Genomic DNA, 25,196 nt, shown 5'->3' with positions numbered 1-25,196 from the left:
TCCAGCCATTTCCAAGCCCGAGCGCGCTCCCTACCTCTTTCAATCCGATTCATGACCGATATCCAATGGGGATTGCTGGCCCTGTATGCCGCGTCCGTCGTCTCGCTGCTCGCCACGCCCGGCCCCGTCACACTGCTCGTGGTGCAGACCGGGCTTTCCTCGGGAATGCGCCCGGCGCTGGCTACCATTGCTGGCACCAATCTGGCGTCGCTGGTTCTGATTGCACTGGCGGCCTTGCTGATTCAGGGCTTTCTGGTGATCCACCCAGCAGTGTTTGCCCTGGTGCGGCTGCTCGGGTGCCTGTATATCTGCAAAATGGCGTGGGACATGCAGCGCGATGCACGGTTACCCGCCTCGGGCACCTTGCCTGCTGCTGGCAGTGCCCTCCCTGGTGGCTTTGGGCGCGGCTTTGCACTGGCCATCTCCAACCCCAAGGACATCATCTTCTTCTCGTCCTTTCTGCCGCAGTTCAGCGGCGTGATGCCGCAGGTGGGGCCGAGCCTGGTGCTGCTCACGGTGGTGTGGATCGTGCTGGATTTCTCGGTACTGAGCATGCTGGCCCTGGCCATGCGCAAACTCGTGTCACCGCGCCTGCAGCGCCTTTTGCTGCAGGTTTCGTCATGGCTGCTGCTGTTGATTGGCGTGGCAGGCCTTGTCATGGCGCTGCGCGATCTCCTCGGCCCACAGGCGTAACGCAGCGGACAGGCGACTACAAAATTCATAGCTACAATGCCGCCCTCGTCTTGCGCTAAGGCCTTGCAAAGCCATGAATATCGTCGGTATCGCCCTGCATGTGTGCGGTTTGTGGATTCTCTCCAGCCTGGACGCCAGCGGCAAGCTGCTGGTGATGGCGGGCGTACCGGTGCTCATGGTGTCGTGGTTTCGCTATGTCGGCCACGTGGTGCTGATGGCGATTTTTGTGTTGCCCAGGCGCGGTCGCAGCCTGTTCACGACCCAGTCGCTGCCGCGCCAGCTGCAGCGCGGGGTACTGATGATTGCCACCACCCTGCTGTTTTTCCATGTGCTGAGCCTGGTGCCGCTGGCCGAGGGCACGGCGATGAACTTCATGGCGCCGCTGCTGGTGATGGTGTTGGCGCCGTGGCTGCTGGGCGAGCGGCCCCGCTGGCACCGCCTGGCAGGCGTGCTGCTGGGGTTTATCGGCATGCTGATCGTGGTGCGGCCGGGTGGCCAGTTGTCGACTGAAGGCGCGATCTGGGGCGCCATCACCGCCGCTACTTTTGCGCTCTTTCAGATCAGCACGCGCCGCGTGGCGGGCGATGACCCGCTGACCAGCAATTTCTACGGCGGACTGCTGGGCGCCATCGTGCTGACGGCCCTTTTGCCGTTTTTCTGGAAAACGCTCGACCTGAGCCCCTGGCAATGGGCGCTGCTGCTGTCGACGGGGCTCACCGGCTTTGCGGGCCACTGGTTGCAGATCACCGCGTACAGCAAGACCAGCGCCACCTTGCTGGCGCCCTTCAACTACCTGCAGATCGTCTCTGCCACCACCCTGGGCTGGCTGGTGTTTGGCCAATTGCCGGGTGCAACCACTGCGGCCGGCATGGCACTCATCTGCCTGGCGGGCCTGGCGGTGGTGCTGATCGAGCTGTGGCAGCAGCAGCGGCGCCGCCGCGCAGGCGCGGCTGCCTGATCGCGCAGGCGTGGCCTCCTGATGTATGTGAGCGGTTGCGGTAGCAGCGTGCACTGACACGCCGCTGACAGCCACTGCCAGCAAATGGCCCGCTGCGTGGTGGCCTGCCGCAAAACCCCACTGATTTGTTGCGCCATCACCGACCCTTCACCGATGCAGAAGGCTCTCTTCACCATTGGCGCACCTAGGGAAAACCCATTCTCAAAACTAATAGCTGGAAGCGCACTACCGGTATACAAATTACGCTATTTCCCGATTGAATAACGGCCCCCAAATGGGGAAATTTTCCTTTGTCGGCCCTCCTACGATGTCAGACGACAATTAACAATTCACCGGCAATGCCTTACATTCGAGCGTGACCGTCGCGCAAGCGACAAAACAAAGAACTTCAGTCACTGAGACGACACGCCATGGACGATCCCATCCTCACGCAAGAAGAACGCGAAGCCATCAACACCGGTCGGTGGTTTCAGACGCTTTCACCCACCCTGCGCCACGACATCCTGCGCTGTGCGTATGTCAAGCGCTTCAAGGACGGCGCGCTGATTTTCTCGCGCGGCGATACGCCGGAGGAATGGGTATCGGTGGCGCGCGGCTCGGCCCGTGTGAGTTCTGCCTCGCTCACGGGCAAGCAGATCACGCTCACCTATGTGGAGCCCGGCACCTGGTTTGGCGATGTGGGCCTGTTTGACGACGACAGCCGCACGCACGATGTGTACGCCCACGGTGAAACCACCCTGGTATGCGTGAGCAAGGCCGATTTCCAGCGCATTCTGCAGACCCATGTGGAGTTTTACCAGGCGCTCTCGCGCATGCATGCGCGCCGCATCCGCAGCCTGTACGGCATGGTTGAAGACCTCAACACGCTGCCGCTGCGCGCGCGCCTCGCCAAGCAGTTGCTGCACCTCTCGCGCAGCTACGGCGTGCCGGGCAAGGAAAGCACCGAGACCCGCATCGGCTTGCAACTGGCGCAGGAAGAGCTGGCCCAGTTGCTGGGCGCGTCGCGCCAGCGCGTGAACCAGGAGCTCAAGTCGATGGAGCGTGAATCGTCGATCCGCATCGAGCCCTCCGGCCTGATCGTGCGCGATACGGACGCGCTGCGCCGGATTGCCGCTGCCGAGTAAGCGGCGCATCCCTCAAAAAACAAAGCCTGATGACCTTCGTCATCAGGCTTTGTTACGTTGGATAAGCGCTCGTCTCTTTAAAAGATACCGTAGCGGTAGGCCACGTACAGCGCAGCTACCACTCCGATCACTGCCAGAATCTGCATTGCCCGTCCCATGGCTGCTCCTTCGTAAAATATGACTTGAATCAAGCCCGACCCAGCGCTACATCCACGCCCTTGTTGGCCAGGCTGTCGGCTCGCTCGTTGCCCGGGTCCCCGGCGTGGCCTTTGACCCAATGCCAGCTGATGCGGTGCGCGCCGCCGTGAACGAGCGCATCGAGGCGCTGCCACAGGTCGACATTTTTCACCGGTTCCTTGCTCGCGGTACGCCAGCCCTTGGCCTTCCACCCGGCAATCCATTCGGTGATGCCCTTGCGCACGTACTGGCTGTCCAGGTAGAGCGCCACGTCACAAGGGCGCTTCAGCGCTTCGAGCGCCTGGATGACGGCCATCAATTCCATGCGGTTGTTGGTGGTGTTCAACTCGCCGCCATACAGCTCTTTCTCTGCCTGGCCAGCGCGCAGCAATGCGCCCCAGCCGCCAGGCCCGGGGTTGCCCTTGCAGGCACCGTCCGTATAAATCACAACTTGGTTCAAACCAGCTCCTTGGCGCATGCCACTGTCAGTTCGGCAACTATAAGCGGTTTTCAGGAAGGAATGGCGCCAGAAGTCGCTTCACAATTGATAGCTATCTGCGCTTGACAGACAAGTGCCAGGCGGCAAAAAGCGCTTAAACGGGCCTTTCCCAGCCATCCCCCTTCGGCGGGCTGGCGTCTCCTGTGTCCCTTTTCTCTAGCACGCCATCGCGCGCCGCCACGGGCCGGCCCATGGCGGCAGGCGCAGCCGCCTTCCAGGGCGCTGCCAGCATGTGCACGCCCGCGACTTTCTTCACCGCCTCCACAAAGTACACACCGCCCAATATCGGCCATGCGCTGGCCCCCACGCTGTCCATCCAGTCCCAGCGGCGCAGCCAGGCATCGGTGCGCATGGCCGGGCGGTAGCAGCCAAAGCTGGCGGTCTGCAGTTCCAGATCGAGCAGCTTGAGCCAGTCGCGCAGGCGGCCATAGCCGATCAGGCTGCGGTCATCAGGCATGGGAGGGAGCTTCTGCAAGCCTGGGAGACGGCGGCTCCAGGTGTGCATGCCCCACAGGCTGGCGGGGTTCACGCCGCTGATGAGCACCCTACCCTCGGGCACCAGCACGCGGGCCACCTCGCGCAGCACGGCGTGCGGATCGGCGCTCAGCTCCAACGTGTGGGGCAGCAACACGAGGTCGAGCGAGTCGTTGGGAAAAGGCAGCGCCTGCCCGGCGCACAGCAGCACAGCCGTCTGCGGCGGCACCTGGGAGCCCTCGGCCTGTACCGCACCGGCACCTTCTTCGAACGCCCCCGGCGCAGGCCCCGGATCAGGGGGCGCGCCCTGCGGGCTTTGTAAACCCTGTGCAAAGCTGTTTACATTTACAGTTTCCAGCGTCTGCCATTGCGCCTGCTGCTCCACGGAGTCGAGCGCCAGCCACCGATGGGGCATGCGATTGGCCCGCAGCCCCTGCAATGGGAAAAGCCCGATCTGCAGGCTGTGAAAGCCAAAGATGTCGGCCACCGCATCGTCGTAACATGTTTGCTCCCAGGCCAGCATGTAGCGGCCCAACGGCATGTTCCACCAGTTTTGCGTGCCTATAATTTGTTCATTCATGCACTTGCACCCTTTGCCCGCCTTTACCGATAACTATATCTGGCTGCTGCACGACGGCAGACAGGCGCTGGTGGTCGACCCCGGGCAGGCCGCGCCCGTGATGGAAGCGTTGCAAGCGCTCGGGCTGCATCTGCAATCCATTGTAGTGACCCACCACCATGGCGACCATGTGGGCGGCGTTGCCGAGCTGCGCCAAGCCACCGGAGCGGCGGTGTACGGCCCGGCACGCGAAGACATTCCCGCCCCCTACCACCCGTTGCGGGGCGGCGATACCTTGCCGCTATTGGGCCACACCTGGCAGGTGATCGATGTGCCCGGCCATACCGCCGGGCACATTGCTTATTACTGCCCCCTGGTGGAGGGCGAGGCGCCCCTGCCCGCCCCCGTTCTTTTCTGCGGCGATACCTTGTTTTCTGCAGGCTGCGGCCGCCTTTTCGAAGGCACCCCGGCACAGATGCATGCATCGCTGTCTGCATTGGCAGCCCTGCCTCCCCATACCTTGGTGTGCGCCGCGCATGAATACACGCTCTCCAATCTGCGCTTTGCGCAGGCAGTGGAGCCGGACAATGCCGATATCGCCCGGTACACGGCGCACTGTGAAGCGCTGCGTGCCCAGGGCACCCCCACCTTGCCTGCCCAGCTTGGCAACGAGCTGCGCATCAACCCGTTTTTGCGCAGCACAGTCCCCGCCGTGGCACATGCTGCTCAGCAATTTGATCCATCCACCCCCAGCGGCGATTCCGTATCGGTACTGGCATCGCTGCGTCGCTGGAAGAACCAATTTTGAAGAATTACCTGCACCTGTGGAGCCTGAGTGCGCTCCTCGTTCTGACCGGCTGCGCCACCACCAGCCCCCCTGAGGCCAACAAGAGCGAAGCAGAGGCGCAAACACAAAGCACCGCCTCCCACACCCCCAGCTACCCCCGTGGGCCGCTCAGCCCCATCAACTCCGCCAGCGTGCAGCGCAATGGCGTGGCCAACCTGGCCGTGCCCGATGACCTGTGGGACCGCATCCGCCGTGGCTTTGCCATGCCCGATCTGCAAAGCGACCTGGTGAGCAACCAGGAGCAATGGTATGCAAGCCGGCCCGATTACATCCAGCGCATGACGCAGCGCTCCTCCAAGTACATGTTCCACATCGTCGAGGAGCTGGAGCGCCGTGGCATGCCGACCGAGCTGGCGCTGCTGCCTTACATCGAGAGCGCGTACAACCCTCAGGCAGTCTCCAGCGCCAAGGCCGCCGGCATGTGGCAGTTCATGCCCTCCACTGGCACGTATTTCGAGCTCAAGCAGAACATGTTCCGCGACGACCGGCGCGATGTGCTCGCCTCGACACGTGCCGCACTCGACTATCTGCAAAAGCTCTACAACATGTTTGGCGACTGGCACCTGGCCCTCGCCGCCTACAACTGGGGCGAAGGCAGCGTGGGCCGCGCGCTGGCACGCAACCAGAAGCAGGGCCTGGGCATGGGCTACACCGACCTGAACATGCCCGATGAAACGCGCAACTACGTGCCCAAGCTGCAGGCGGTCAAGAACATCATCGCCCGGCCGGAGAGCTTCCAGACCGAGCTGCCGCTGATCGAGAACCACCCATACTTCCAGGCCGTCACGCTGGACCGCGACATCGACACTGCGCAGGTGGCCGAACTCGCCGGCGTGACCATGGATGAGCTCAAATCGCTCAACCCCTCGTTCAACAAGCCCGTCATCTTCAAGGCCGGAACGCCCCAGGTGCTGCTGCCCTGGGACAACGCCAATGTCTTCCGCCGCAACCTGCAAGCCCATGAAAAAGGCCAGTACGCCAGCTGGACGGTCTGGACCGTGCCCAGCACCATGACCGTGGCCACCGCCGCAGGCATGGTCGGCATGAGCGAAGGCGACCTGCGCGCGGTGAACAACATTCCGCCACGCATGATGGTCAAGGGCGGCTCGGCACTGATGGTGCCCCGATCGGCCGCCGTCAAGCAGGACGTTTCCAGCCACCTGGCCGACAACGCGCACATTGCCCTCACGCCCGAGATCGTGACGCGGCGCACCACCGTCAAGGCCCGCAAGCACGACAGCGTGACCGGCATCGCGCAGCGCTACAAGGTCACCGCCGCCCAGGTGGCGGACTGGAACGACGTGGGTGTAAAAGCCGCCTTCAAGGCGGGCCAGCAAGTGGTGCTGTACCTGCCGGTGCGCGTGGGCGCAGAACGCCACGCGGGCAACCGCAACAACCATGCAGCCAGCCGCAGCAGCAAATCGAGCAAGGGCAGCTCTGCACAAAAGGGCACGGCCCGCAACACGCCCACCAAGGCGGCGCCCTCCAAGCGCAGCACGGCCACGGCAAAGAAAAAGCGCTGAGCCTTTGACAGGCATGCCGCAAAGCGCCCCACGGGGCGCTTTTGTTTTTGATGCATAGCACCCACGCGCGTTGCGGACAAGCCCACGCCGCTATCCTCCATGGCATCGAAAGGATGAGCGATGCGCGAAGGTCTCGAAAAACTGCTGGCCAGCGGCCAGGACAACGCCCTGCTGCGCTTTGGCCTGGGCAACGCATTCCTGCGGGAAGAAAACCATGCCGCAGCCGCAGAGCATCTGAGCCGGGCGGTGGAACACAACCCGCAATACTCTGCCGCCTGGAAGCTGCTGGGCAAGGCCTGGCTTGCACTGGGCGAGCGGGCAAAGGCGGAATCGGCCTGGCAGCAAGGCATGCAGGCGGCAGATGCCAATGGCGACGCACAGACCGCCAAGGAGATCACGGTCTTCCTCAAGCGCCTGCACAAGGATGCGGCGCAATGAGATGAGCTGATCGAATATCCATGAAAAAAGCTGCTGGCGCTTATGCATCAAGCGCGAGCAGCTTTGTTTTTGATAGCAGACTGCGTATCAGCCCGTGGTGGTCAGTTGTTGATTGTCGATTGTCAATTGTCCAGCTTGGGGTCGAGCGCGTCGCGCAGGCCGTCGCCCAGCAGGTTGAAGGCCAGCACGGTCACGAAAATGGCCAGGCTGGGGAAAAGCGCCACATGCGGGGCGTTGAGCATGTCGCTGCGCGCCTCGTTCAGCATGGCACCCCACTCGGGCGTTGGCGGCTGGGCACCCATGCCCAGAAAGGACAGGCTGGCCGCCGTGATGATCGATGTGCCGATACGCATGGTCAGATACACCACCACCGACGACACCGTTCCGGGCAGCAGGTGGCGCAGCATGATGACCCAGTCGGGCGCGCCGATGGAGCGCACCGCCTCGATATAGGTCTGCTGCTTGAGCGCCAGCACATTGCCGCGCACCAGGCGCGCAAACGCCGGCACGCTGAACACAGCCACGGCCATGATGACGTTGATCATGCCGTTGCCGAGAATGGCCACGATGCCAATGGCCAGCAAAATACCGGGAAAGGCGAACAGCACATCGGACATGCGCATGACGATGCGATCCCACCAGCCTTCGTAGTAGCCCGCCAGCAGGCCCAGCACGGCGCCAATCACCGCACCGATGGCCACCGACACAAAGCCCGCTGCCAGCGAGATGCGGGCCCCCACCAGAATGCGACTGAAAATGTCGCGACCCAGCGAATCCACGCCAAACCAGTGCTTGGCAGTCGGCGGCGAGTTGAGCGCGTCGTAGTCGAAGAAATTCTCGGCGTCGAACGGTGCAAGCCACGGCGCCAGAATGGCCACCAGCACCAGCACGATGATGAAGGCCCCGGCCCACAGCGCCAGCTTCTGGCGCTTGAACTTGCGCCAGAACTCGGCCATGGGCGTGCGCATGCGTGTCGACGCGGTCAGGTTGGCGGGCAGCGTGGCAGTGGCGGCGTTGGCAGGTGCGGTGCCTGCCGGAGCGCTGGCCTGGGTTTGGGGAGCATTTGGAGTAGTCATGCCCATGCTCCTTACTTGTAGCGAATGGTGGGGTTGATCCATGCGTACAGCAGGTCAACCACCAGATTGATCAGAATGAATTCCAGCGAGAACAGCAGCACCAGGGCCTGGATGATCGGGTAGTCGCGCATTTCGACCGCATCGACCAGCAGGCGGCCCATGCCGGGCCAGTTGAAGACCACCTCCACCACGATGGAGCCGCCCAGCAGAAAGCCGAACTGCAGGCCCATCATCGTGATGACCGGAATCATGGCATTGCGCAGGCCGTGCTTGATGACGACCACGGTCTCCTTCAGCCCCTTGGCGCGTGCGGTGCGCACGTAGTCTTCCTTGAGGATGTCGATGAACGAGCTGCGCGTGAAGCGCGCCATCACGGCGGCCACGGCAGCCCCCAGCGTGAGCGATGGCAGCACGTAGTGCTTCCAGGTATCGGCCCCCACCGTGGGCAGCCAGCCCAGGTTGACCGAGAAATACTGCATCAGCAGCATGCCCAGGGCGAATGACGGGAACGAGATGCCCGACACCGCCAGCGTCATGCCCAGGCGATCGGGCCACTTGTTGCGCCAGACCGCCGAGACGATGCCCAGGAACATGCCCAGCACCACCGACCAGGCCATGGCCACCACGGTGAGCCAGAAGGTCGGGCCAAAGCGCTCTGCGATCTCCTGCGAGACCGGGCGCTTGGTGCGGACAGATTTGCCAAAATCGCCCTGCAACGCATTGCCGAAGAAACGGATGAACTGCTGGTGCAGGGGCAGATCGAGCCCCAGGTCCTTGCGGACGAGTTCAATCGTCTCGGGCCCGGCTTCGGGGCCTGCCGCCAGGCGCGCGGGGTCACCAGGCAGCATGTGCACAAAACCGAACACCAGCACTGCCACGATGAGCAGCGTCGGTATCAGCCCCAGCAAGCGTTTGAGCAGGTAGCGATGCATGGATTACTTCAGGTCCAGGTCAACAAAGTTGAAGTTGCCGTCAGGAATCACGTAGAAGCCGGACAGGTTCTTGGCGCGCACGGACACCAGCTGCTCGGTGTTCAGGAAGATCCAGGGTGCGTCCTTCCAGATCTTCTGCTGGGCATCGGCGTAGATCTTGCCGCGCGCAGCCGTGTCGGTGGTCACCAGCGCCTTGGCGATGTCGGCGTTGACTTCGGGGTTGTTGTAGTAGGCGGTGTTGAAGCCACGGGGTGGCGCGCTTTCACCCGCCAGCAGCGGGCGCATGGCCCAATCGGCTTCGCCGGTGGACGACGACCAGCCCACGTAGTACATGCGCACGCCCGCCTTGACAGGGTCCTGCACCGATTCCACTTCGGCCACGCGCTGGCCTGCTTCCAGGGCGCGCACGGTCACCTTCACGCCGACCTGGGCGAGCTGCTGCTGCGCAAACTGGATCACCTTCTGGGCGGTGGAGTGGTTGTAGGCCGACCACAGCGTGCTCTCAAAACCGTTGGGGTAGCCCGCTTCCTTCAGCAGGGCCTTGGCCTTGGCGGGGTCGTAGGGCCATGGGCCGAGCTTGGTGGCAAATTCCACGCCCTTGGGCAGCACGCCTTCGGCAGGGATGGCAGAGCCCGCAAACGCCACCTTGGACAGCGCTTCCTTGTTGATGGCGTAGTTCAGCGCCTCACGCACCTTGGGGTTGTCGAAAGGCTTCTGCGTCACATTCATCGAGATGTAGCGATGGATGATCGACGGCGCCTTGGTGATTTCGAGGCTCGGCTTCTTCTCGAGGTTGGCCACGGCTTCTGGCGGCACCGGGAAGGCGAAGTGCGCCTCGTTGGTCTGCATCATCGATGCGCGGGTGTTGTTGTCCACCACCGGGCGCCAGGTGATGGTATCCACCTTGGGCAGGCCCTTTTGCCAGTAGCCGTCAAACTTGGCGACCTTCATGTAGTCGGAAGGCTTCCACTCGACGAACTTGAACGGGCCGGTACCCACGGGGTGCTGCACGATCTCCTTGCCGTACTGCTTGAGCGCAGCGGGCGAGATGATCACGCCCGAAGGGTGGGCGAGCGAGTTGACGAAAGGTGCAAATGGCTCCTTGAGCGTGAATTTCACCGTCAGATCGTCCACCACCTCGGTCTTGGCGATGTTCTTGTACAGGTTGTAGCGCTTGAGCTTGTTGTCCGGGTTGGTCACGCGGTCGAAGGTCGCCTTCACCGCTTCGGCGTTGAAGGCGGTGCCGTCGTGGAACTTGACGCCGCTGCGCAGCTTGAAGGTGTAGACGAGACCGTCCTTGCTCACGTCAAAGCCCGTTGCCAGCACGGGGATCATCTTCATGTCCTTGTCGAAACCGTACAGGCCTTCATAGAAGGACTTGGCCACGGCCTGCGACAAGGTGTCGTTGGCGTCGTAGGGGTCGGTGGTCGTGAAGGTGGAAGCCACTGCCACCACCACGTCCTTGGCCGCATGGGCCGAAAACGCAGTACCCGCCAGCAGCATGGCGGCGGCGATCGAAGTCAAACGTCGTTGCATATCAACTCTCCTCTTCAGGTTTTGCATACTCTGGCACGCCACCGTGGCCGCCAGACCCCTTCAAAAATGATCCGTTCGTGGCGCTTTTCAGGCCACCGCCCGGCCCGCAGCCGCGCTTTGCGCCGCTGCGGCAGATACATCGGTCGCCACCCAGTGGCCCGGCCCCACTTCGCGCATGGGCAGCACCTTGGGTGGGTCATTCACCGCACGCACGGGGCTGGGTATCTCGGTCACGTTCAAGGTGTGCGCGCGCCGGCGTGTCGGATCGGCAATCGGCACTGCCGCCATCAGCCGCTTGGTGTAGCTGTGCTGCGGATTCTCGAACACGGCGCGGCGCGGGCCAATCTCGACGATCTGGCCCAGGTACATCACCGCCACCCGGTGGCTGACGCGCTCGACCACCGCCATGTCGTGCGAGATGAACAGGAAGGCAATACCGAACTCCTGCTGCAGATCCATCATCAGGTTGATGATCTGCGCGCGGATCGACACATCGAGCGCCGACACTGCCTCGTCGGCAATCACCACCTGAGGGTTGAGCGCCAGCGCGCGCGCAATCGCAATGCGCTGGCGCTGGCCGCCCGAAAATTCGTGCGGATAGCGGTTGGCCGCTGCGGCAGGCAAGCCCACCTTCTCCAGCAGCCACTCCACTTTCTTTTCTGCCTGCTCGCGCGGCAGGAGCTTGTGGATGAGCATGGGCTCCAGAATGCTGTAGCCGACCGTCAGGCGCGGGTCGAGCGAGGCAAACGGGTCCTGAAAAATGAACTGGATGTCGCGGCGCAGAGCCTGCAGATCGCCGCCCTTGAGCCGCGCAATATCGCGCCCCGCCACCTGCACCTGGCCCGACTGGAAATCGATGAGCCGCGCCAGCGCCCGGCCCGTGGTGGATTTGCCGCAGCCCGATTCGCCCACCACCGCCAGCGTTTCGCCCGGCTGCAGGCTGAAGCTCACCTGCTCCACCGCATACACCTGCCGCTTGACGCCGCCCAGCAGCCCTTCCTTGATCGGAAAGCGCGTCACCAGCTTGTCCACCTGCAGCACCGGCGCGCCCGCCTTGACGGTGGCCTGCGGCGCAATCTCTCCTGCAGCGCCACCCGCCCCTTGCCCCAGCAAGGCAAAACGCTCTGGCAGATCCTTGCCGCGCATGGCTCCCAGCTGCGGCACCGCCGCGAGCAGGTTGCGGGTGTAGGCCTGCTGCGGGTGGGCAAACAGCTGCACGCAGTCCTGCTCTTCCACCTTGTCGCCACGGAACATCACCAGCACGCGGTCGGCCACCTCCGCCACCACGCCCATGTCGTGGGTGATGAAGATCACGCCCATCGACATTTCGCGCTGCAGCTCCTGGATCAGCGCCAGAATCTGTGCCTGGATGGTCACATCCAGCGCCGTCGTCGGTTCATCGGCAATCAGCAGCGACGGCTTGCACGACAGCGCCATCGCGATCATCACCCGCTGGCGCATGCCACCTGAGAGCTGGTGCGGGTGGCGCGTGAGCACGTTGCGCGCCTCGGGAATGCGTACCAGCTCCATCATGCGCAGCGCCTCGGCCATGGCCTCGCTGCGCGATTTTCCCTGGTGCAGGCGAATGGATTCGGCAATCTGCTCGCCCACGGTGAAGACGGGGTTGAGCGATGTCATCGGCTCCTGGAACACCATAGCCATGTCCGCGCCGCGCACCTGGCGCATCTGCGCGTTGCTGGCCTTGGCCAGATCCAACTGGCCCACGTGGCGCCCGCGCAGCAGCATGGAGCCGCTGTCGATCTGACCACCCCCGTTTTCCACCAGGCGCATCAGCGCCAGCGAGGTGACGGATTTGCCCGAACCCGATTCGCCCACCACGGCCAGCGTCTGGCCGGCATGCACGTCAAAACTCAGGTTCTTGACCACCTGCACCCGGCCCTGCTCGGTTTTGAAGCTGACCGACAGGTCACGAACCTGCAACACCGCGGGCAACGCAGCATTCTCGGCGGAGGAGTGTGCAAGGGTGGACATAAAATTGGGCTTTAGCGCACAAGCAGCAAGCGCAATGTGCTATGAAAAAAGGAATAGCCGCAGCAGATGCGGCACCCCGAAGACTGGGTTCCACTTTGGCAAGATCGCACGGATCTGCGCACTCACTTCGGTGACAGTCCTCGCATTGTAGAAAGCGCCGAAAGCGGTTTCATATGAAATTACCCTAGTGTTTTCACCTAAGTAAAACCCGTCATTGCATGAAAAAAAGGCTGCCCAAGGCAGCCTTTTTGCGCAGGTTGGCCGCAGCGGCCTAAGCGATTGCCAATGCGTCGTTCTCGTAAATTGCCACCAGCGGTTCGCCAGCAACGCCCACTTGGCCGCGGTACATGCCTTCGGAGTTGAAGCACAGCGACACCTCGCCGCTCGCGCCCACGGCAATCAGGCCCCCGTCGCCCCCCAGTGGCGGCAGCACGCGGTGGATGACGGCGCTTGCCGCATCGGCCACACCGGCGCCCAGCAGCTCAATGCGCGCAGCCACGGCATGTGCTGCCGTTCCGCGAATGAAAGCCTCGCCCACGCCGGTGCACGATACGGCCACCACGCCGTTCTTGGCGTAGGTGCCAGCACCCACCACGGGCGAGTCGCCCACACGGCCGGGCTTCTTGTTCGTCAGGCCGCCAGTCGATGTGGCTGCCGCCAGATTGCCATGTACATCAAGCACCACGGCGCCCACGGTACCCATCTTCTTGCGCTCATCCAGGGGGGCATCGCCCTTGCCTTGCGGGGCAGCCAGGCTCTGCGCAGTGTGGTCCAGCGCCATGGTGTCGCTGCCCGATGCCCGGGCGGCTTCCTGCACCGTGCGCAGCTGCGCGAGGCGCTGCTCGGTGGAGAACCAGTCCCTGGCCACCATTTCACAGCCCTGCCGCTGGGCAAACTGCTCGGCAGCCGCGCCGATCATGAAGACCGGCCCGCCCGCCTCCATCAGCGCCTGGGCAGCGATGACGGGGTTGCGCACGGTGCTGACCCCTGCGATGGAGCCGCAGGCCAGATCGTGCCCGCGCATGACGCAGGCATCCATCTCGTGGGTGGCGTCCGCAGTGAACACCGCTCCACGCCCGGCATTGAACAGCGGGCATTCCTCCAGCAGGCGCACGGCTTCCACCGCCACAGCCTCTGCTGGCGCGCCTTCTGCCAGTTTGCGCTGCGCGCCCAGCAGAATATCGCGCAATGCATTGCGGTACGCCTGCTGCTGCACGGGCGTGATCGACGCACGGGTGATGGTGCCTGCGCCGCCATGGATGGCAATGACGGGGGTGAACTTGGTTGGACTCATATTTTGATAGCTGCCAGCGCTTTACTATCAAGCGCCAAAGGCATTATTTACATCAATAGTTGAGGAAAGCAGCGGCAGCAGGGCCGCCATGAATGCGTGGGGTTGCTCGTATTGCACCCAATGGCCGCTGTCGGGCACGAGCACAAAGTCCAGCAGCTGTGGCGTGACCGCCCGAAACTTGTCGCCCAGCGCACCCATATAGGTTTTGTAGAGCGCATCGTGCGCGCCGTAGATGGCAGCCACCGGAGCCGCAATCTGCGGCAGCGACTGCGCCAGGATATCGGTATTGGCCAGGCGCCTGCGCGGCAGGCGGTCGCGCTGCACATTGTTCTGGTGCAGGGCCAGGGCCTCGTCGTCAATGCGGGTGGCGTCCCACAGCATCAAGGCACCCAGGTTGTAGCGGTGCACCTCGCGCTGCTCGGTCGCATTGGGCAGATGGCGCCAGCCACGCAGCACAAACTGTTTCTGCGGCACTACGCCCATGGCGGGGGCGCCCACCACCACCAGACGTTCGGCCGCATCGGGATGGACCGCCGCCAGCATGCCGGCGGTCATGCCACCAAAGCTGAACCCGATCAGCTTGCAGGGCAGCAGGCCCAGCTGCTGCATGCCTTGGTACAAGGGCTCGACCATGGCATCGGCATCAAAACCGGCAGGGGGCGCGGCAGAATCGCCAAAACCCGGCAGGTCAGGCAGCCAGATCTGGTGGCCCGCAGCCACCAGCGCGTCAATGTTGCGAATCCAGTGCGTCCAGCTGCCGCTGCCGCCATGCAGCATCACCAGCGGCAAGGCGCCCGGCTGGCGCGCGCCCCATGTGTGCCACACCATCTCGCCGTCGCCACAAGGCGTGGTCAGGCGGGTTGCGCGCGCCAGCAAGGCTGTGCAATCCGCAGGCATGTCGGAGGGCATGGCAGCGGGTATAGGCTCTGCCGACGTTGGCGCATGGTTCACCATGGGCCGCTTTCAGGCAGGCTGCGCCAGCAGCACCTGCGCCACGGCATCGATGGCAATGCTATAGCCCTGCACGCCCAGGCCGCAGATCACTGCCTTGGCCACCGGGGCGATGTAGGAATGGTGGCGAAAAGCCTCACGCGCATGCACATTGCTGATGTGAAGCTCGATCACCGGCAGATCGGCCCCTTTGATCGCATCCATCAGCGCCACGCTGGTGTGGGTGTAGGCGGCTGCATTGAGCACGACACCGGCGAGTTGGCCGTCGCGCTTCATCTGACCGGCTTCATGTAGCCAGTCGATCAGCGCGCCCTCGTGGTTGCTCTGGTGAAAGCGCAGGGCCAGATGGTTGCGCGCGGCCGCCTGCTCGCATAGCCGCTCCACGTCCTGCAGGGTATGCGCGCCATAGATGGCAGGCTCGCGCAGCCCCAGCAGGTTCAGGTTGGGTCCATTGAGTACGAAGACGGTTTTCATGCAGGCTCCACAAGCGGTCTTTGCTATCGATTATCAGAGCAAAAGCAGCCGTCTTCATTGCTGGAGGCGACAGGAGGGCCAACAAAAAGCCCCGGCAGGCCGGGGCTGGTGCATACCCGCGCAGCACAGGCGCGGATGGGGGCGGGATCAGTAGCGGTAGTAATCGCGGTCGCGATCCCAGTGGCGGTGGTGGTGGCGACGGTGGCCAGGAGGCGGACCGTAGTACACGGGTGCGGGACGGTAGACCGGTGCCGGGCGATACACCACAGCCGGTGGCGGCGGCGCAACATAGACGGGTTGCGGTGCCACATACACAGGTTGTGGCGGCATGTACACGGGAGCAGGCGCCACATACACGGGCGCTGGCACATTGATGCCCACCGACCAAGAAACGCGGCTGGCATGTGCGGCGCCGGACACCAGGCCCAAGCCCGCCAATGCTGCGGCGGCAGCCCAGCGAGAGCACTGTTTCAGCGTTGAATTGGTCATTTGTTTCTCCTTGCGAGGGTGACCTTGAAAGATTGTCATCACAACCTTAACGTACGCCAACCCTCAAAAGATACCAAAGCGATTGCAAATTGTGGTTTCAAGACAGGATATCGTGTTGCCAATCGTAAGAACGTGTTTACGATCTCCTTGCGCCGCGACAGTGGCTTTGCGGGATGGGCTGCGAGGCGCAATACCGCAGCAATAGCCCCGCTATTGCGAGGATTTGCAACAACGCAGACCGCCCGCAAAACCACTGTCCCTCCGGGTTGGAGTGAAATCGGGCGATTTCTGCACGCTGGCCCTTGCTTGCACCTCGGTGCAAGCTGTGGTCCACCGCTTCGAACTCATCCCGATTGCACTCCAACGCGGCTGCATAGAGATCATAAACACGTTCTAAGCACCAGGGTAGTCCCTTAGAATAACCCCTTATGAATGCACCTGTCTCGAGCGCTTCGCACAGTGGTAGTGACGAAGTGGTCAAACCCACCAATTTTCTGCGACACATTATCGAGTCCGACCTGGACAAAGGCACCTACGCCAGCCGCCACTGGGGTGGTTCGCCCGGCGACGCCCAGCACCACCAGCAGGGCCAGGTGGACGAGGCCAGGCTGCGCACCCGCTTTCCGCCCGAGCCCAACGGCTATCTGCACGTGGGCCATGCCAAGTCCATCTGCCTGAACTTCGGTCTGGCGCGCGACTTCGGCGGCGTGTGCCACCTGCGTTTTGACGACACCAATCCCGAAAAGGAAGACCAGGAATACGTGGACGGCATCATCGACGCCGTCAAATGGCTGGGCTTTGACTGGAAGGACCCGGACGGCCACGAGAACCTGTATTTCGCCAGCAACTACTTCGACTTCATGCACCGCTGCGCGGTCTACCTGATCGAGCAGGGCCTGGCCTATGTGGACGAGCAGTCTGCCGACGAGATGAAGGCCAATCGGGGCGACTTCACCCGTCCCGGCGTGAACAGCCCGTTCCGCGACCGTTCGGTGGCCGAGAACCTGCAGCGTTTTGCCGACATGAAGGACGGCAAGCTGGCGGACGGCGCCGCCGTGCTGCGCGCCAAGATCGACATGGCCGCGCCCAACATCAACCTGCGCGACCCGGCCATCTACCGCGTGCGCCATGCCGAGCACCACAACACCGGCAACCAATGGTGCATCTACCCGATGTACACCTTCGCGCACCCCATCGAGGATGCGTACGAGCACATCACCCACTCCATCTGCACGCTGGAGTTCGAGGACCAGCGCCCGTTCTATGACTGGTTGCTCGACAACCTGCGCACGGGCGGCCTGATCGACGCGCCGCAGCCGCGCCAGTATGAGTTCTCGCGCCTGAACCTCACCTATGTGATCACCAGCAAGCGCAAGCTCAAGCACCTGGTGGACAACCACTTCGTGACCGGCTGGGACGACCCCCGCATGCCTACCGTCGTCGGCCTGCGCCGCAGGGGTTACACGCCAGCATCCATCCGCAATTTCTGCGAGCGCATCGGCGTGACCAAGGATTACGCCTGGATCGACTACGGCACGCTGGATGGTTGCCTGCGCGAAGACCTGGAGAACAAGGCCCACCGCGCGATGGTGGTGCTGGACCCCGTCAAGCTGGAGCTGACCAACTGGGCCGAGGTATTTGGCAGCGCAGACCATCTGGAGCAATGCACGCTGCCGGCCCTGCCCCACCACGCCGAAGGTGAAACCGTGCCCGAGCGCCATTTCACACTGGGCCGCGAAGTCTGGATCGAGCGCGAGGATTTCGCCGAAGTGCCTCCCAAGGGCTACAAGCGCCTGTTCCCCGGCAACAAGGTTCGCCTCAAGGGCGGCTATGTGATCGAGTGCACGGGCTGCGAGAAGGATGCCGACGGCAACGTGAGCAAGGTGCTGGCCACGGTGGTGCCTGATACCAAGAGCGGCACGCCCGGCGCCGACAGCGTCAAGGTCAAGGCGGCCATCACCTGGGTGGGCGTGCAGGACGGCATTGAGGCCGAAGTGCGCCTCTACGACCGGCTCTTCACCGATCCCCAACCCGATGCCGGCGGCAAGGATTACCTCGCCCTGCTCAACCCCGACAGCCTGAAGGTAGTCACTGCCTATGTCGAACCGTCGCTGAAGTCGGCCCAGGCCGATGACAAGTACCAGTTCGAACGCTTTGGCTACTTTGTGGCAGACCGCAAGGACCACACAGCCGCCAAGCCGGTGTTCAACAAGATCACCGGACTGAAGGATTCCTGGGGCAAGTGATTCGGAATCACGCCTTGTCTGCCTCGGAGGGCTGCCATCTATGGCAGCCCTTTTTCATTCCCTGACTGCCCAATCCCCCCGTTTGTTGTCGTATCGCGAGGTCAAACAAAAACACCTCGCACGCAGACCTCCACCGCATACAATTCCCGCTTCATCAATTGCTGCGCCGCAATAGAACTCACACAACAACAACGCAGGCGTGCGACACCAGTGGAAAACACATGAAAAAGCTTGGAATCGGGATTGCAGCCGCTGTGGCTGTGCTGTTGGCGGGCAGTGTTGCCACCAGCTACGTGATGGGCGGCAAGGTACAGGAGGGGTTTGAGTCGACCGCCAAGGAGTGGAGCAAGCCGCCGCTGATGGTGCAGGTGCAAAGCTATGAGCGCGGCCTGTTCACCTCTACCGCCAAGACCCTGTGGACGGTAAATACCGGCGAGGAACAACTGAGCTTCACCGCCAGCCACGACATTTCGCACGGACCCTGGCCACGTGGCCACGCCGCAGAGATCGCCTCGCGCTTTGCCTGGAATGACGATGCGCCCCCCGAGCTGCTGAGCCTGTACAAGGACAAGTCGCCCCTGGAGTGGAACACCCAGGTCGGCTGGACCCACACGTCAAAGCACCAGATGAGCTCGCCCGCCGTGACCGGCCAGTTCGACAAGGACAAGGTCAGCTTTGCAGGGCTGACGGCAGATTTTGAAATGTCTGCCGACCTCAAGGGCATGAAGGGCACGGCCACCATGCCCAGCCTGCAACTGGACTCGACCGCATCGCCGGTGGACGATGAAGAAGGCGACAGCAGCGGCCCTGCCAAGATGCTGCTCAAGGGCAACAGCATGCGCTTTGACCTGTTCCAGCCCCAGGGGCAGGAATTCATGGTGGGCAGCGTGAACTGGAAGCTCGACAGCCTGAACACCGAGCCCAAGAATGGCGGCGAACCCGTGCAGATCGATGGCCTGACCATGGACATCGACACCAAGCAAGAGGGTGATGTGGTCAACACCGGCGTCAACACCGCCGTCAAGCTGGTGACGATTCCGGGCAAGAAGATCAACGACATTGCTGTGGACCTGGCCTTGCGCAACCTCGATGCTGCCTGGCTCAACCAGTTCACCAAGCAATCGCAGCAAGCCCAGGGCAATCCGCAGGCGCTGCAGGCCTTGATGATGGGCGGCCTGCAGCAGTTGCTGGCGCGCAAGCCGGAGCTGGAAATCAAGCGCCTTGCCTGGCGTTCGGATGAAGGCGCAGCCGAACTGTCGGCTGGCGTGTCCTACCAGGGCGACGCCACCAAGGGGCTGAACCCGGCCACCGACATCAAGGCCCACGCCAAGCTGAACATGCCCAAGCCCGTGCTGGAGTCGCTGATGAGCAGCAGGGTGCGCGATGCCCTGATTGCCGACAATGAAGGCGATGAGGACTACGACGTGCAGCAACTGGCCACGCTGGTGCAGGACGATGTGAAGCTGCGCATCGACACCCTGATGCAAGCGGGCGTGCTGCAGGAAAAGGACAACCAGATGAGCGCACTGATCGAGTACGCCGGTGGCGAAGTCAAGGCCAATGGCAAGAAGCTGGGCGGCGAAGAAATGATGGGAGTGATGGCGGCAATGCCTTAACAGCGGTTGCCGCAGCCAATGCTGCCTCGCACCCCATGAATCGGCCTGCCTTGCAGGCCTTTTTCATGTGTTTCAGGCCGTCAGCGCACACCCACAGCGCGCATGCCGCTATCAAAACTCCATCAAAACGCTATCATCGTGCACTTTCATTCCCCCCGCCGAACTGCCCTCGCCCCATCATGATCCAGTCCATCCAAATGCTGCGCTTTGCGGCGGCCATGTGGGTTGCGGTCTACCATGCGCAGCTGTGGGGCTGGTTTCCCCATGCGCCCTCATGGTTCCAGACCATTGCAGCGGGTGGCTATGCCGGGGTGGATATCTTCTTTGTCATCAGCGGCGTGATCATGGCGCTGGGCACGGCACGCAGCGCGCCCGGCATCCGTGCCGCCAGCCAGTTTGCGCTGACGCGCTTTGGCCGCATCTACACGGGTTGGTGGCCGGTAATGGGCATCAGCCTGCTGGCACTTGTCGCAATCGGCAGCCTGCCAGCCAATGTCAACCTGCTGTCATCGGCCCTGCTCTACCCCAGCAATTTCTCGCTACATATCAGCAATGTGATCTGGACGCTGGTATACGAGCTGTATTTCTACCTGCTGGTCGCTGCCAGCCTGTTGCTGGCCCCGCCGTGGCGCCAGCGTGCCATGGCGGCCCTGGCAGGCGGCATCGCGACTCTGGTGCTCCATTTCTGGTTCACGGGCCGGTATGCCCCCGGCGCGTTTGATCGTGCCACGCTGCTCGTGTGGTTCTACGCAGCGCCGCTGGTGCTGGAGTTTTTTGCCGGGTATTTTCTTTACCTGCTGGTGCAGCGCTTTCCGCGCCAGCACTGGGGCTGGTGGTTGCTGGCAGCAGCTGTGCTGGCCGGCATGGCCACCTATGTGGCCTGGTTCCACAGCCCGCACGCGCCCGGAATGAGCGGCTTCTTCCATTGGCCCGAACGCGCCCTGTGGGCAGGTTCAGCCGCCGTGGCACTTGTCGGTGCAGCCCTCTTGGCCCCCGTGCCTCACAGCCCTCGCCTCCAATCGCTGCAGCACGGGCTGGGCCGCCTGGGCGACTACTCCTTTGCCATCTACCTGCTGCATCCCCTGGTGCTGTTGCTGGCGGGCCGCGCGCTGCAGGCGCTGGGCTGGCAGGCCCTGCCCCGCGCAGGCGCAGCGGTGGCCGTGCTGCTGCTGTTGGTCGCCTTTGCCGCGCTGTACCATCACTCCATCGAACGTCCTCTCTACCAGGCTTGCCGGCGCCAGATCGCCCGCTGGCTGGGCCCTTCTGCATGACCACACCGCATATCCACCTCATCTACGCCCGTGCCGCCAATGGCGTGATCGGCATCAACAACCAATTGCCCTGGCATCTGCCAGAAGATATGGCCTTCTTCAAGCAGAAGACCACCGGCGGCACCGTCATCATGGGCCGCAAGACCTGGGATTCGCTCCCACCGCGTTTTCGCCCCTTGCCCGGCCGCCACAATGTGGTGGTGACGCGCCAGGCAGACTGGCAGCCAGACCCGGCATCCGCGCATGTCACCGTCGCGGGTGATGTCGCCCAGGCGCTGGATGCAGCCCGTGCCATCGGCAAACCGGCCTGGGTGATCGGTGGCGCGCAGATCTATGCCCAGGCGCTGCCCCTGGCCGACGAGGTGTGGGTGACCGAAATCGCCCAGGATTTTGCCGGTGACGCCTACGCGCCCAGCCTGGGCGCCGAGTGGCAGCAAGCCTCGCGCGAAGCGCACACCAGCGCCAGCGGATTGCCGTTCAGCTTTGTTTGCTATCGACGCACTGTCGCCTAGATGTGTCGGGCAAGACAAGGCTATCAAAATTGATAGCTGATAGCACTTACAGGTAAAGCGCCAAGGCCTGCTTTTGTCCTGCAACGGCTTGCGTGCACCCTCTCTGGTGCAGCGCAACATAATCGGGCACAATGGGTCATCCGTTTGTAATACGCCGCAGCGCATGCATGACATGCATGAATTCGCGCTGCACTGTTGATGGAACAGCGACGATGAGCCTGGTACATACACTGCCCCCCGGCCCGTTGGATGTGATCGGTGATGTGCATGGCGAGCGCCAGGCACTGGAGCAGCTGGTCAGGCATCTGGGCTATGACGACGACGGCCGCCATCCGGCAGGCCGCAAGCTGGTGTTCGTCGGGGATTTCTGCGACCGCGGCCCGGACAGCCCCGGCGTGCTCGCCCTGGTGCGCCGCTGGGTCGAGGCAGGCCATGCCTACGCCGTGCTGGGCAACCACGAGATCAACCTGCTGCGCGACGACGCCAAGGACGGCTCGGGCTGGTTCTTTGACGAGCGCATTGAGGCCGACAACCGCAAGTACGCCCCCTACCAGCGCGCAGACCGTGACTTTCCGCAGGCCATGTTCCCGTTCCTGCGCCAGCTCCCCCTGGCGCTGGAGCGCGACGATATCCGCATCGTGCATGCCGCGTGGATGGACGAGAAAATCACCCAGGCCCGCCAGTTGCAGACCGGCGAGGTGGCAGACGACTACGACCGGCTGGAGGAAGGCGCAGCCGTCCATGCCCGCGCCCAGGGCATTCCGGCCCGCTCCGCTGCCGAAAGTGCCGCCTGGCCTTACAGCCTGGAAGATGGCGCGCACCAGCCCCCTTTCATGCCCGCCCATGCCGACAGCGAACTGAACAAATCGCAGTACAACCCGCTCAAGGTGCTGACCTGTGGCGTGGAGCGCCGTGGCACCGAACCCTTCTTTGCCGGCGGCAAATGGCGCTTTGTGGAGCGCGTGGCATGGTGGGACCGCTATGCCGATGCCACCCCCGTGCTGATAGGCCACTACTGGCGCCGCATCACGCCGGTCGACCGTGCCGTGCTGGGCAAGGGCGACCAGGATCTGTTTGCAGACATCGCCCCCACGTCATGGCATGGCCTGCGCCACAATGTGTTCTGCGTTGATTTCTCCGTCGGCGCACGCTGGACGGCGCGCCTCGCAGGCACGCGGCCCGAAGACGACTTCAAACTGGCTGCCATGCGCTGGCCTGAGCGTGAACTGGTGCTTGACGACGGCAGCCGCCACGCCACTACCGGCTTCATGACCAGCCCCGAATCCATCGCAGCCTGATACGGCAGCAACCAGAAACGGGTCCACGTGATCGCCACGCCACATCGCGCCCCAAAGGCCCGATGGCCCAATGGCCTAATGGGCCCTCAAGCCGCTGACTTGCCTGTCAGTTGGGCCAGCGCCGCGGCCAGGCTGGCATACCGAAAGCGGTAGCCACTGCGCAGGGCCTGCGCTGGCACCACATTCTGGCCACAAAGCAGCAACTCCGACATCTCGCCCAGCAGCAGGCGCAGTGGCCAGCCGGGCATCCGCAGCCACAGGGGGCGCCCCACCACAGCCGAGAGGCGACGGGCAAATTGCCCCTGCGTGACGGCCTGCGGGGCCACAGCGTTCAGCGGGCCATGCAGCGCGGGCTCCGCCAAAGCATGGCAGACCAGACCCACGGCATCGTCCAGGTGGATCCAGGGCATGGGCTGCAGGCCGCCGCCCAGCACGGCGCCCAGGCCGCAGCGGACTGCAAACGCCAGCGCAGGAAAGGCCCCATCGCCCTGGCCCAGCACAATGCCGGGGCGCAGGCAGACCACGCGCACCCCCAGCGCGCTGCTGCGCAAGGCAGCGGCTTCGACCAGCCTGCACAGATCGGATTGAAAGCGCCCCGGCTGCGGTGGCGCAGCCTCGTCCAGCAGCGCAGCATCCGGCGGCACGCCGTAGTAGCCCACTGCCGATGCACAGACCAGCACCTCGGGCTTGTGGGACAGGCGTGTCATCAGATTCTGCAATTGCGCCATCACCTGCAGGCGGCTTTGCAGCAGCAGGCGGCGGCGGCCGGCCGTCCAAGGCGCGCCCAGGATGCCTGTGCCAGCCAGGTGCACCACGGCGTCGATGCGGGTTTCGCAGGGAATGTCGTCCAGCCTGTCCACCACCCACACGCCATCACCCAGCGCTGCACGCGCCTGCAAGGGGTCACGGCTCAGCACCAGCACCCGACGGCCTTCGCGCAGCAGGCGCTGCACCAGCGCCTGGCCGACAAAGCCGGTACCACCGGTCACCAGCACCGTCTGCTGCCCAAGCCCTTGCAGGGCAGCGCCCTGGGCACGAGGGACCGAGCCGGTCTGCTGCACGGCCGCACCCAGCTTGCGCACCGCCAATGCATTGCGCACGCTCCAGGCCAGCACGCAGACCGATGCCACGCTGAACATCGCTGTCCACCCGCCATGCGTCACCACCGAAACACCCGCAGGCAGTTGCGCCGCCTGCCAGAACAGCGGCCCCACCAGCCCCACCAGCAGGCCATAGCTCACCGCCAGCACCGTGTGCAGCGCGCGCTCGAGCGGCGGCAGCTTGCGGCTCCGGTCTTCTTCCAGAAAATCGGCAATGGTGATGAACATCTCGGCCACCAGCAGGCCCGCAGGCAGCAGCACCCACCATCCGCGCCACTGCAGCCATGCAAAGCTGGCAAACAGCAGGCCGTAGATGGCTTCACGCGCGGCGTGCAGGCGCAGTTCGTAGCGCGCCGATGTGCGCTGCGGCAGGCGCGCTTCGCGCTCGTGGTGCCAGAAGTTGTCAAACGCGCCCAGCAGCGACTGCACGGTGAGCAACACAAAAACGATAGTCATCTCAGGACTCCAGAGGATCGGAAAAAACGCCGGTTTGGTAGAAGGTGCGGCCCCACAGCGGGTGCGTCATCTCAAGCGTGAAGCGAAAGCGCCTTGGGCCTTCGTCGCGGTGCTCGACACGGCACACACCGGGCGTCAGCAGCGCTGGCACCGGCAGCCGCCACCGGCCCAGCAGCCAGAAGTAGCGGCGGCTGTAAAACACCAGAGCGCCCTGCTCCACACACACCTCCAGCGCCATCGACAGGCCGCCTTCGGTGCACTCTTCGAGCTGGCCACCGGGCCCCAGGCGCTTGGTCGATCGCACGGCCTGGCTACCCGCACTGCCGCACTCGCCCAACTGGCGCGACCACACCACGCCACCCCGCCCGTCGCTTGCCACCTGCACCTGCGTGGGCACCAGGCCAGCGCGGCTGCCAGCCAGCGGGCTGCCCAACAGTTGCGCAGCCCACGCAAACAACCGGCCGATACGCGATGTGCGCAGCTCCATGTGCCCGGCATAGGCCACTGGCGCATGCTGGCTGGCAAAACGGCGACGGATGGCGGGGGAGAGCTGCTGCCAGGCAGCGGGCCCGACCAGCACGCTGATATCCAACGCATCGGCATGGGCCAGATGGATGTTCGGATGGGGGGAATGCAAGGTGCTCATACTTACACCAATGCA

At 63.6% G+C, this 25,196-nt stretch carries 23 protein-coding genes; 11 read left to right on the top strand and 12 right to left on the bottom strand.

Annotated features, from left to right (window positions below):
* Positions 1-51 precede the first annotated feature (51 nt).
* The 3 genes from ABIE32_RS04810 to ABIE32_RS04800 all read left to right on the top strand — a co-directional run bounded on the left by ABIE32_RS04810 (position 52) and on the right by ABIE32_RS04800 (position 2,775).
* Positions 52-693: a LysE family translocator gene (locus ABIE32_RS04810; RefSeq protein ID WP_429014425.1), complete on the top strand. Its 642-nt coding sequence runs from the start codon at positions 52-54 to the stop codon at positions 691-693.
* A gap of 73 nt (positions 694-766) precedes the next feature.
* Positions 767-1,651: a DMT family transporter gene (locus ABIE32_RS04805; RefSeq protein ID WP_429014423.1), complete on the top strand. Its 885-nt coding sequence runs from the start codon at positions 767-769 to the stop codon at positions 1,649-1,651.
* Positions 1,652-2,061: 410 nt separating this feature from the next.
* A complete protein-coding gene (locus tag ABIE32_RS04800) occupies positions 2,062-2,775 on the top strand; it encodes a Crp/Fnr family transcriptional regulator (RefSeq protein ID WP_224152052.1) in 714 nt (237 codons plus the stop codon).
* Positions 2,776-2,962: 187 nt separating this feature from the next.
* Here ABIE32_RS04800 and rnhA read toward each other — a convergent pair whose 3' ends face one another.
* Together rnhA and ABIE32_RS04790 are read right to left on the bottom strand one after the other, a co-directional pair.
* On the bottom strand, positions 2,963-3,412 hold the full coding sequence (rnhA, locus tag ABIE32_RS04795) for a ribonuclease HI (RefSeq protein ID WP_224152051.1): 450 nt from the start codon (positions 3,410-3,412) through the stop codon (positions 2,963-2,965).
* Between the two features lie 133 nt (positions 3,413-3,545).
* The gene (locus tag ABIE32_RS04790; protein WP_429014422.1) at positions 3,546-4,505 is read right to left on the bottom strand and encodes a class I SAM-dependent methyltransferase; all 960 of its coding nucleotides are present in this window, start codon (positions 4,503-4,505) and stop codon (positions 3,546-3,548) included.
* On the opposite strand from ABIE32_RS04790, the gene gloB reads away from it, so the two are divergent.
* The 3 genes from gloB to ABIE32_RS04775 all read left to right on the top strand — a co-directional run bounded on the left by gloB (position 4,504) and on the right by ABIE32_RS04775 (position 7,292).
* Entirely contained in the window at positions 4,504-5,292 is a 789-nt protein-coding gene (gene gloB, locus ABIE32_RS04785) for a hydroxyacylglutathione hydrolase (protein ID WP_429014420.1), read from the top strand. The two genes, ABIE32_RS04790 and gloB, sit on opposite strands and share 2 nt — an antisense overlap.
* Positions 5,289-6,854 (top strand): transglycosylase SLT domain-containing protein, encoded by a 1,566-nt coding sequence (locus ABIE32_RS04780; RefSeq protein WP_429014419.1) that lies wholly within the window; start codon positions 5,289-5,291, stop codon positions 6,852-6,854. The genes gloB and ABIE32_RS04780 overlap by 4 nt, the downstream gene beginning before the upstream one ends.
* 120 nt (positions 6,855-6,974) lie before the next feature.
* Entirely contained in the window at positions 6,975-7,292 is a 318-nt protein-coding gene (locus tag ABIE32_RS04775) for a tetratricopeptide repeat protein (RefSeq protein ID WP_224152047.1), read from the top strand.
* A 122-nt stretch (positions 7,293-7,414) separates the two neighbouring features.
* On the opposite strand, the gene gsiD is transcribed toward ABIE32_RS04775, so the two are convergent.
* The 8 genes from gsiD to ABIE32_RS04735 all read right to left on the bottom strand — a co-directional run bounded on the left by gsiD (position 7,415) and on the right by ABIE32_RS04735 (position 16,036).
* The gene (gsiD, locus tag ABIE32_RS04770) at positions 7,415-8,368 is read right to left on the bottom strand and encodes a glutathione ABC transporter permease GsiD (protein ID WP_429014416.1); all 954 of its coding nucleotides are present in this window, start codon (positions 8,366-8,368) and stop codon (positions 7,415-7,417) included.
* A gap of 11 nt (positions 8,369-8,379) precedes the next feature.
* Positions 8,380-9,300 (bottom strand): glutathione ABC transporter permease GsiC, encoded by a 921-nt coding sequence (gene gsiC, locus ABIE32_RS04765; protein WP_184707402.1) that lies wholly within the window; start codon positions 9,298-9,300, stop codon positions 8,380-8,382.
* A 3-nt stretch (positions 9,301-9,303) separates the two neighbouring features.
* Positions 9,304-10,836: a glutathione ABC transporter substrate-binding protein GsiB gene (gene gsiB / locus ABIE32_RS04760; protein WP_429014414.1), complete on the bottom strand. Its 1,533-nt coding sequence runs from the start codon at positions 10,834-10,836 to the stop codon at positions 9,304-9,306.
* An 87-nt stretch (positions 10,837-10,923) separates the two neighbouring features.
* Positions 10,924-12,828: a dipeptide ABC transporter ATP-binding protein gene (locus tag ABIE32_RS04755; protein ID WP_429014412.1), complete on the bottom strand. Its 1,905-nt coding sequence runs from the start codon at positions 12,826-12,828 to the stop codon at positions 10,924-10,926.
* A 271-nt stretch (positions 12,829-13,099) separates the two neighbouring features.
* Entirely contained in the window at positions 13,100-14,122 is a 1,023-nt protein-coding gene (locus tag ABIE32_RS04750) for an isoaspartyl peptidase/L-asparaginase family protein (RefSeq protein ID WP_429014410.1), read from the bottom strand.
* Positions 14,123-14,149: 27 nt separating this feature from the next.
* Positions 14,150-15,031: an alpha/beta fold hydrolase gene (locus ABIE32_RS04745; RefSeq protein ID WP_429014408.1), complete on the bottom strand. Its 882-nt coding sequence runs from the start codon at positions 15,029-15,031 to the stop codon at positions 14,150-14,152.
* A 54-nt stretch (positions 15,032-15,085) separates the two neighbouring features.
* Positions 15,086-15,547 carry a type II 3-dehydroquinate dehydratase gene (gene aroQ / locus ABIE32_RS04740; protein WP_429014406.1) on the bottom strand — a complete coding sequence of 154 codons (462 nt, stop codon included), beginning with the start codon at positions 15,545-15,547 and terminating at the stop codon, positions 15,086-15,088.
* 147 nt (positions 15,548-15,694) lie between these two features.
* Positions 15,695-16,036: a hypothetical protein gene (locus ABIE32_RS04735; RefSeq protein WP_224152040.1), complete on the bottom strand. Its 342-nt coding sequence runs from the start codon at positions 16,034-16,036 to the stop codon at positions 15,695-15,697.
* 428 nt (positions 16,037-16,464) lie between these two features.
* On the opposite strand from ABIE32_RS04735, the gene ABIE32_RS04730 reads away from it, so the two are divergent.
* From ABIE32_RS04730 to ABIE32_RS04710, 5 genes are all read left to right on the top strand, one after another.
* Positions 16,465-18,282, top strand: coding sequence for a glutamine--tRNA ligase/YqeY domain fusion protein (locus ABIE32_RS04730; RefSeq protein WP_429014404.1), 1,818 nt, complete (start codon positions 16,465-16,467; stop codon positions 18,280-18,282).
* Positions 18,283-18,503: 221 nt separating this feature from the next.
* On the top strand, positions 18,504-19,898 hold the full coding sequence (locus tag ABIE32_RS04725; RefSeq protein ID WP_429014402.1) for a YdgA family protein: 1,395 nt from the start codon (positions 18,504-18,506) through the stop codon (positions 19,896-19,898).
* Positions 19,899-20,077: 179 nt separating this feature from the next.
* The gene (locus ABIE32_RS04720) at positions 20,078-21,169 is read left to right on the top strand and encodes an acyltransferase family protein (protein WP_429014401.1); all 1,092 of its coding nucleotides are present in this window, start codon (positions 20,078-20,080) and stop codon (positions 21,167-21,169) included.
* A complete protein-coding gene (locus ABIE32_RS04715) occupies positions 21,166-21,681 on the top strand; it encodes a dihydrofolate reductase (RefSeq protein ID WP_224152036.1) in 516 nt (171 codons plus the stop codon). The genes ABIE32_RS04720 and ABIE32_RS04715 overlap by 4 nt, the downstream gene beginning before the upstream one ends.
* A 212-nt stretch (positions 21,682-21,893) precedes the next feature.
* Positions 21,894-22,979, top strand: coding sequence for a metallophosphoesterase (locus ABIE32_RS04710; protein ID WP_429014399.1), 1,086 nt, complete (start codon positions 21,894-21,896; stop codon positions 22,977-22,979).
* Positions 22,980-23,065: 86 nt separating this feature from the next.
* Here the strand turns inward: ABIE32_RS04710 and ABIE32_RS04705 are convergent, their stop codons facing one another.
* Together ABIE32_RS04705 and ABIE32_RS04700 are read right to left on the bottom strand one after the other, a co-directional pair.
* A complete protein-coding gene (locus ABIE32_RS04705) occupies positions 23,066-24,535 on the bottom strand; it encodes a TIGR01777 family oxidoreductase (RefSeq protein WP_429014397.1) in 1,470 nt (489 codons plus the stop codon).
* A 1-nt stretch (position 24,536) separates the two neighbouring features.
* Positions 24,537-25,181, bottom strand: coding sequence for a DUF4166 domain-containing protein (locus tag ABIE32_RS04700; RefSeq protein WP_429014395.1), 645 nt, complete (start codon positions 25,179-25,181; stop codon positions 24,537-24,539).
* Positions 25,182-25,196: the final 15 nt, after the last annotated feature.

This window comes from Comamonas sp. 4034, assembly GCF_050434545.1.
In the GTDB taxonomy this organism is placed as follows: Bacteria; Pseudomonadota; Gammaproteobacteria; order Burkholderiales; family Burkholderiaceae_C; genus Comamonas; species Comamonas odontotermitis.
The sequence above is the reverse complement of the archived record's forward strand: the minus strand, read 5'-3'. Positions and strand labels throughout refer to the sequence as shown.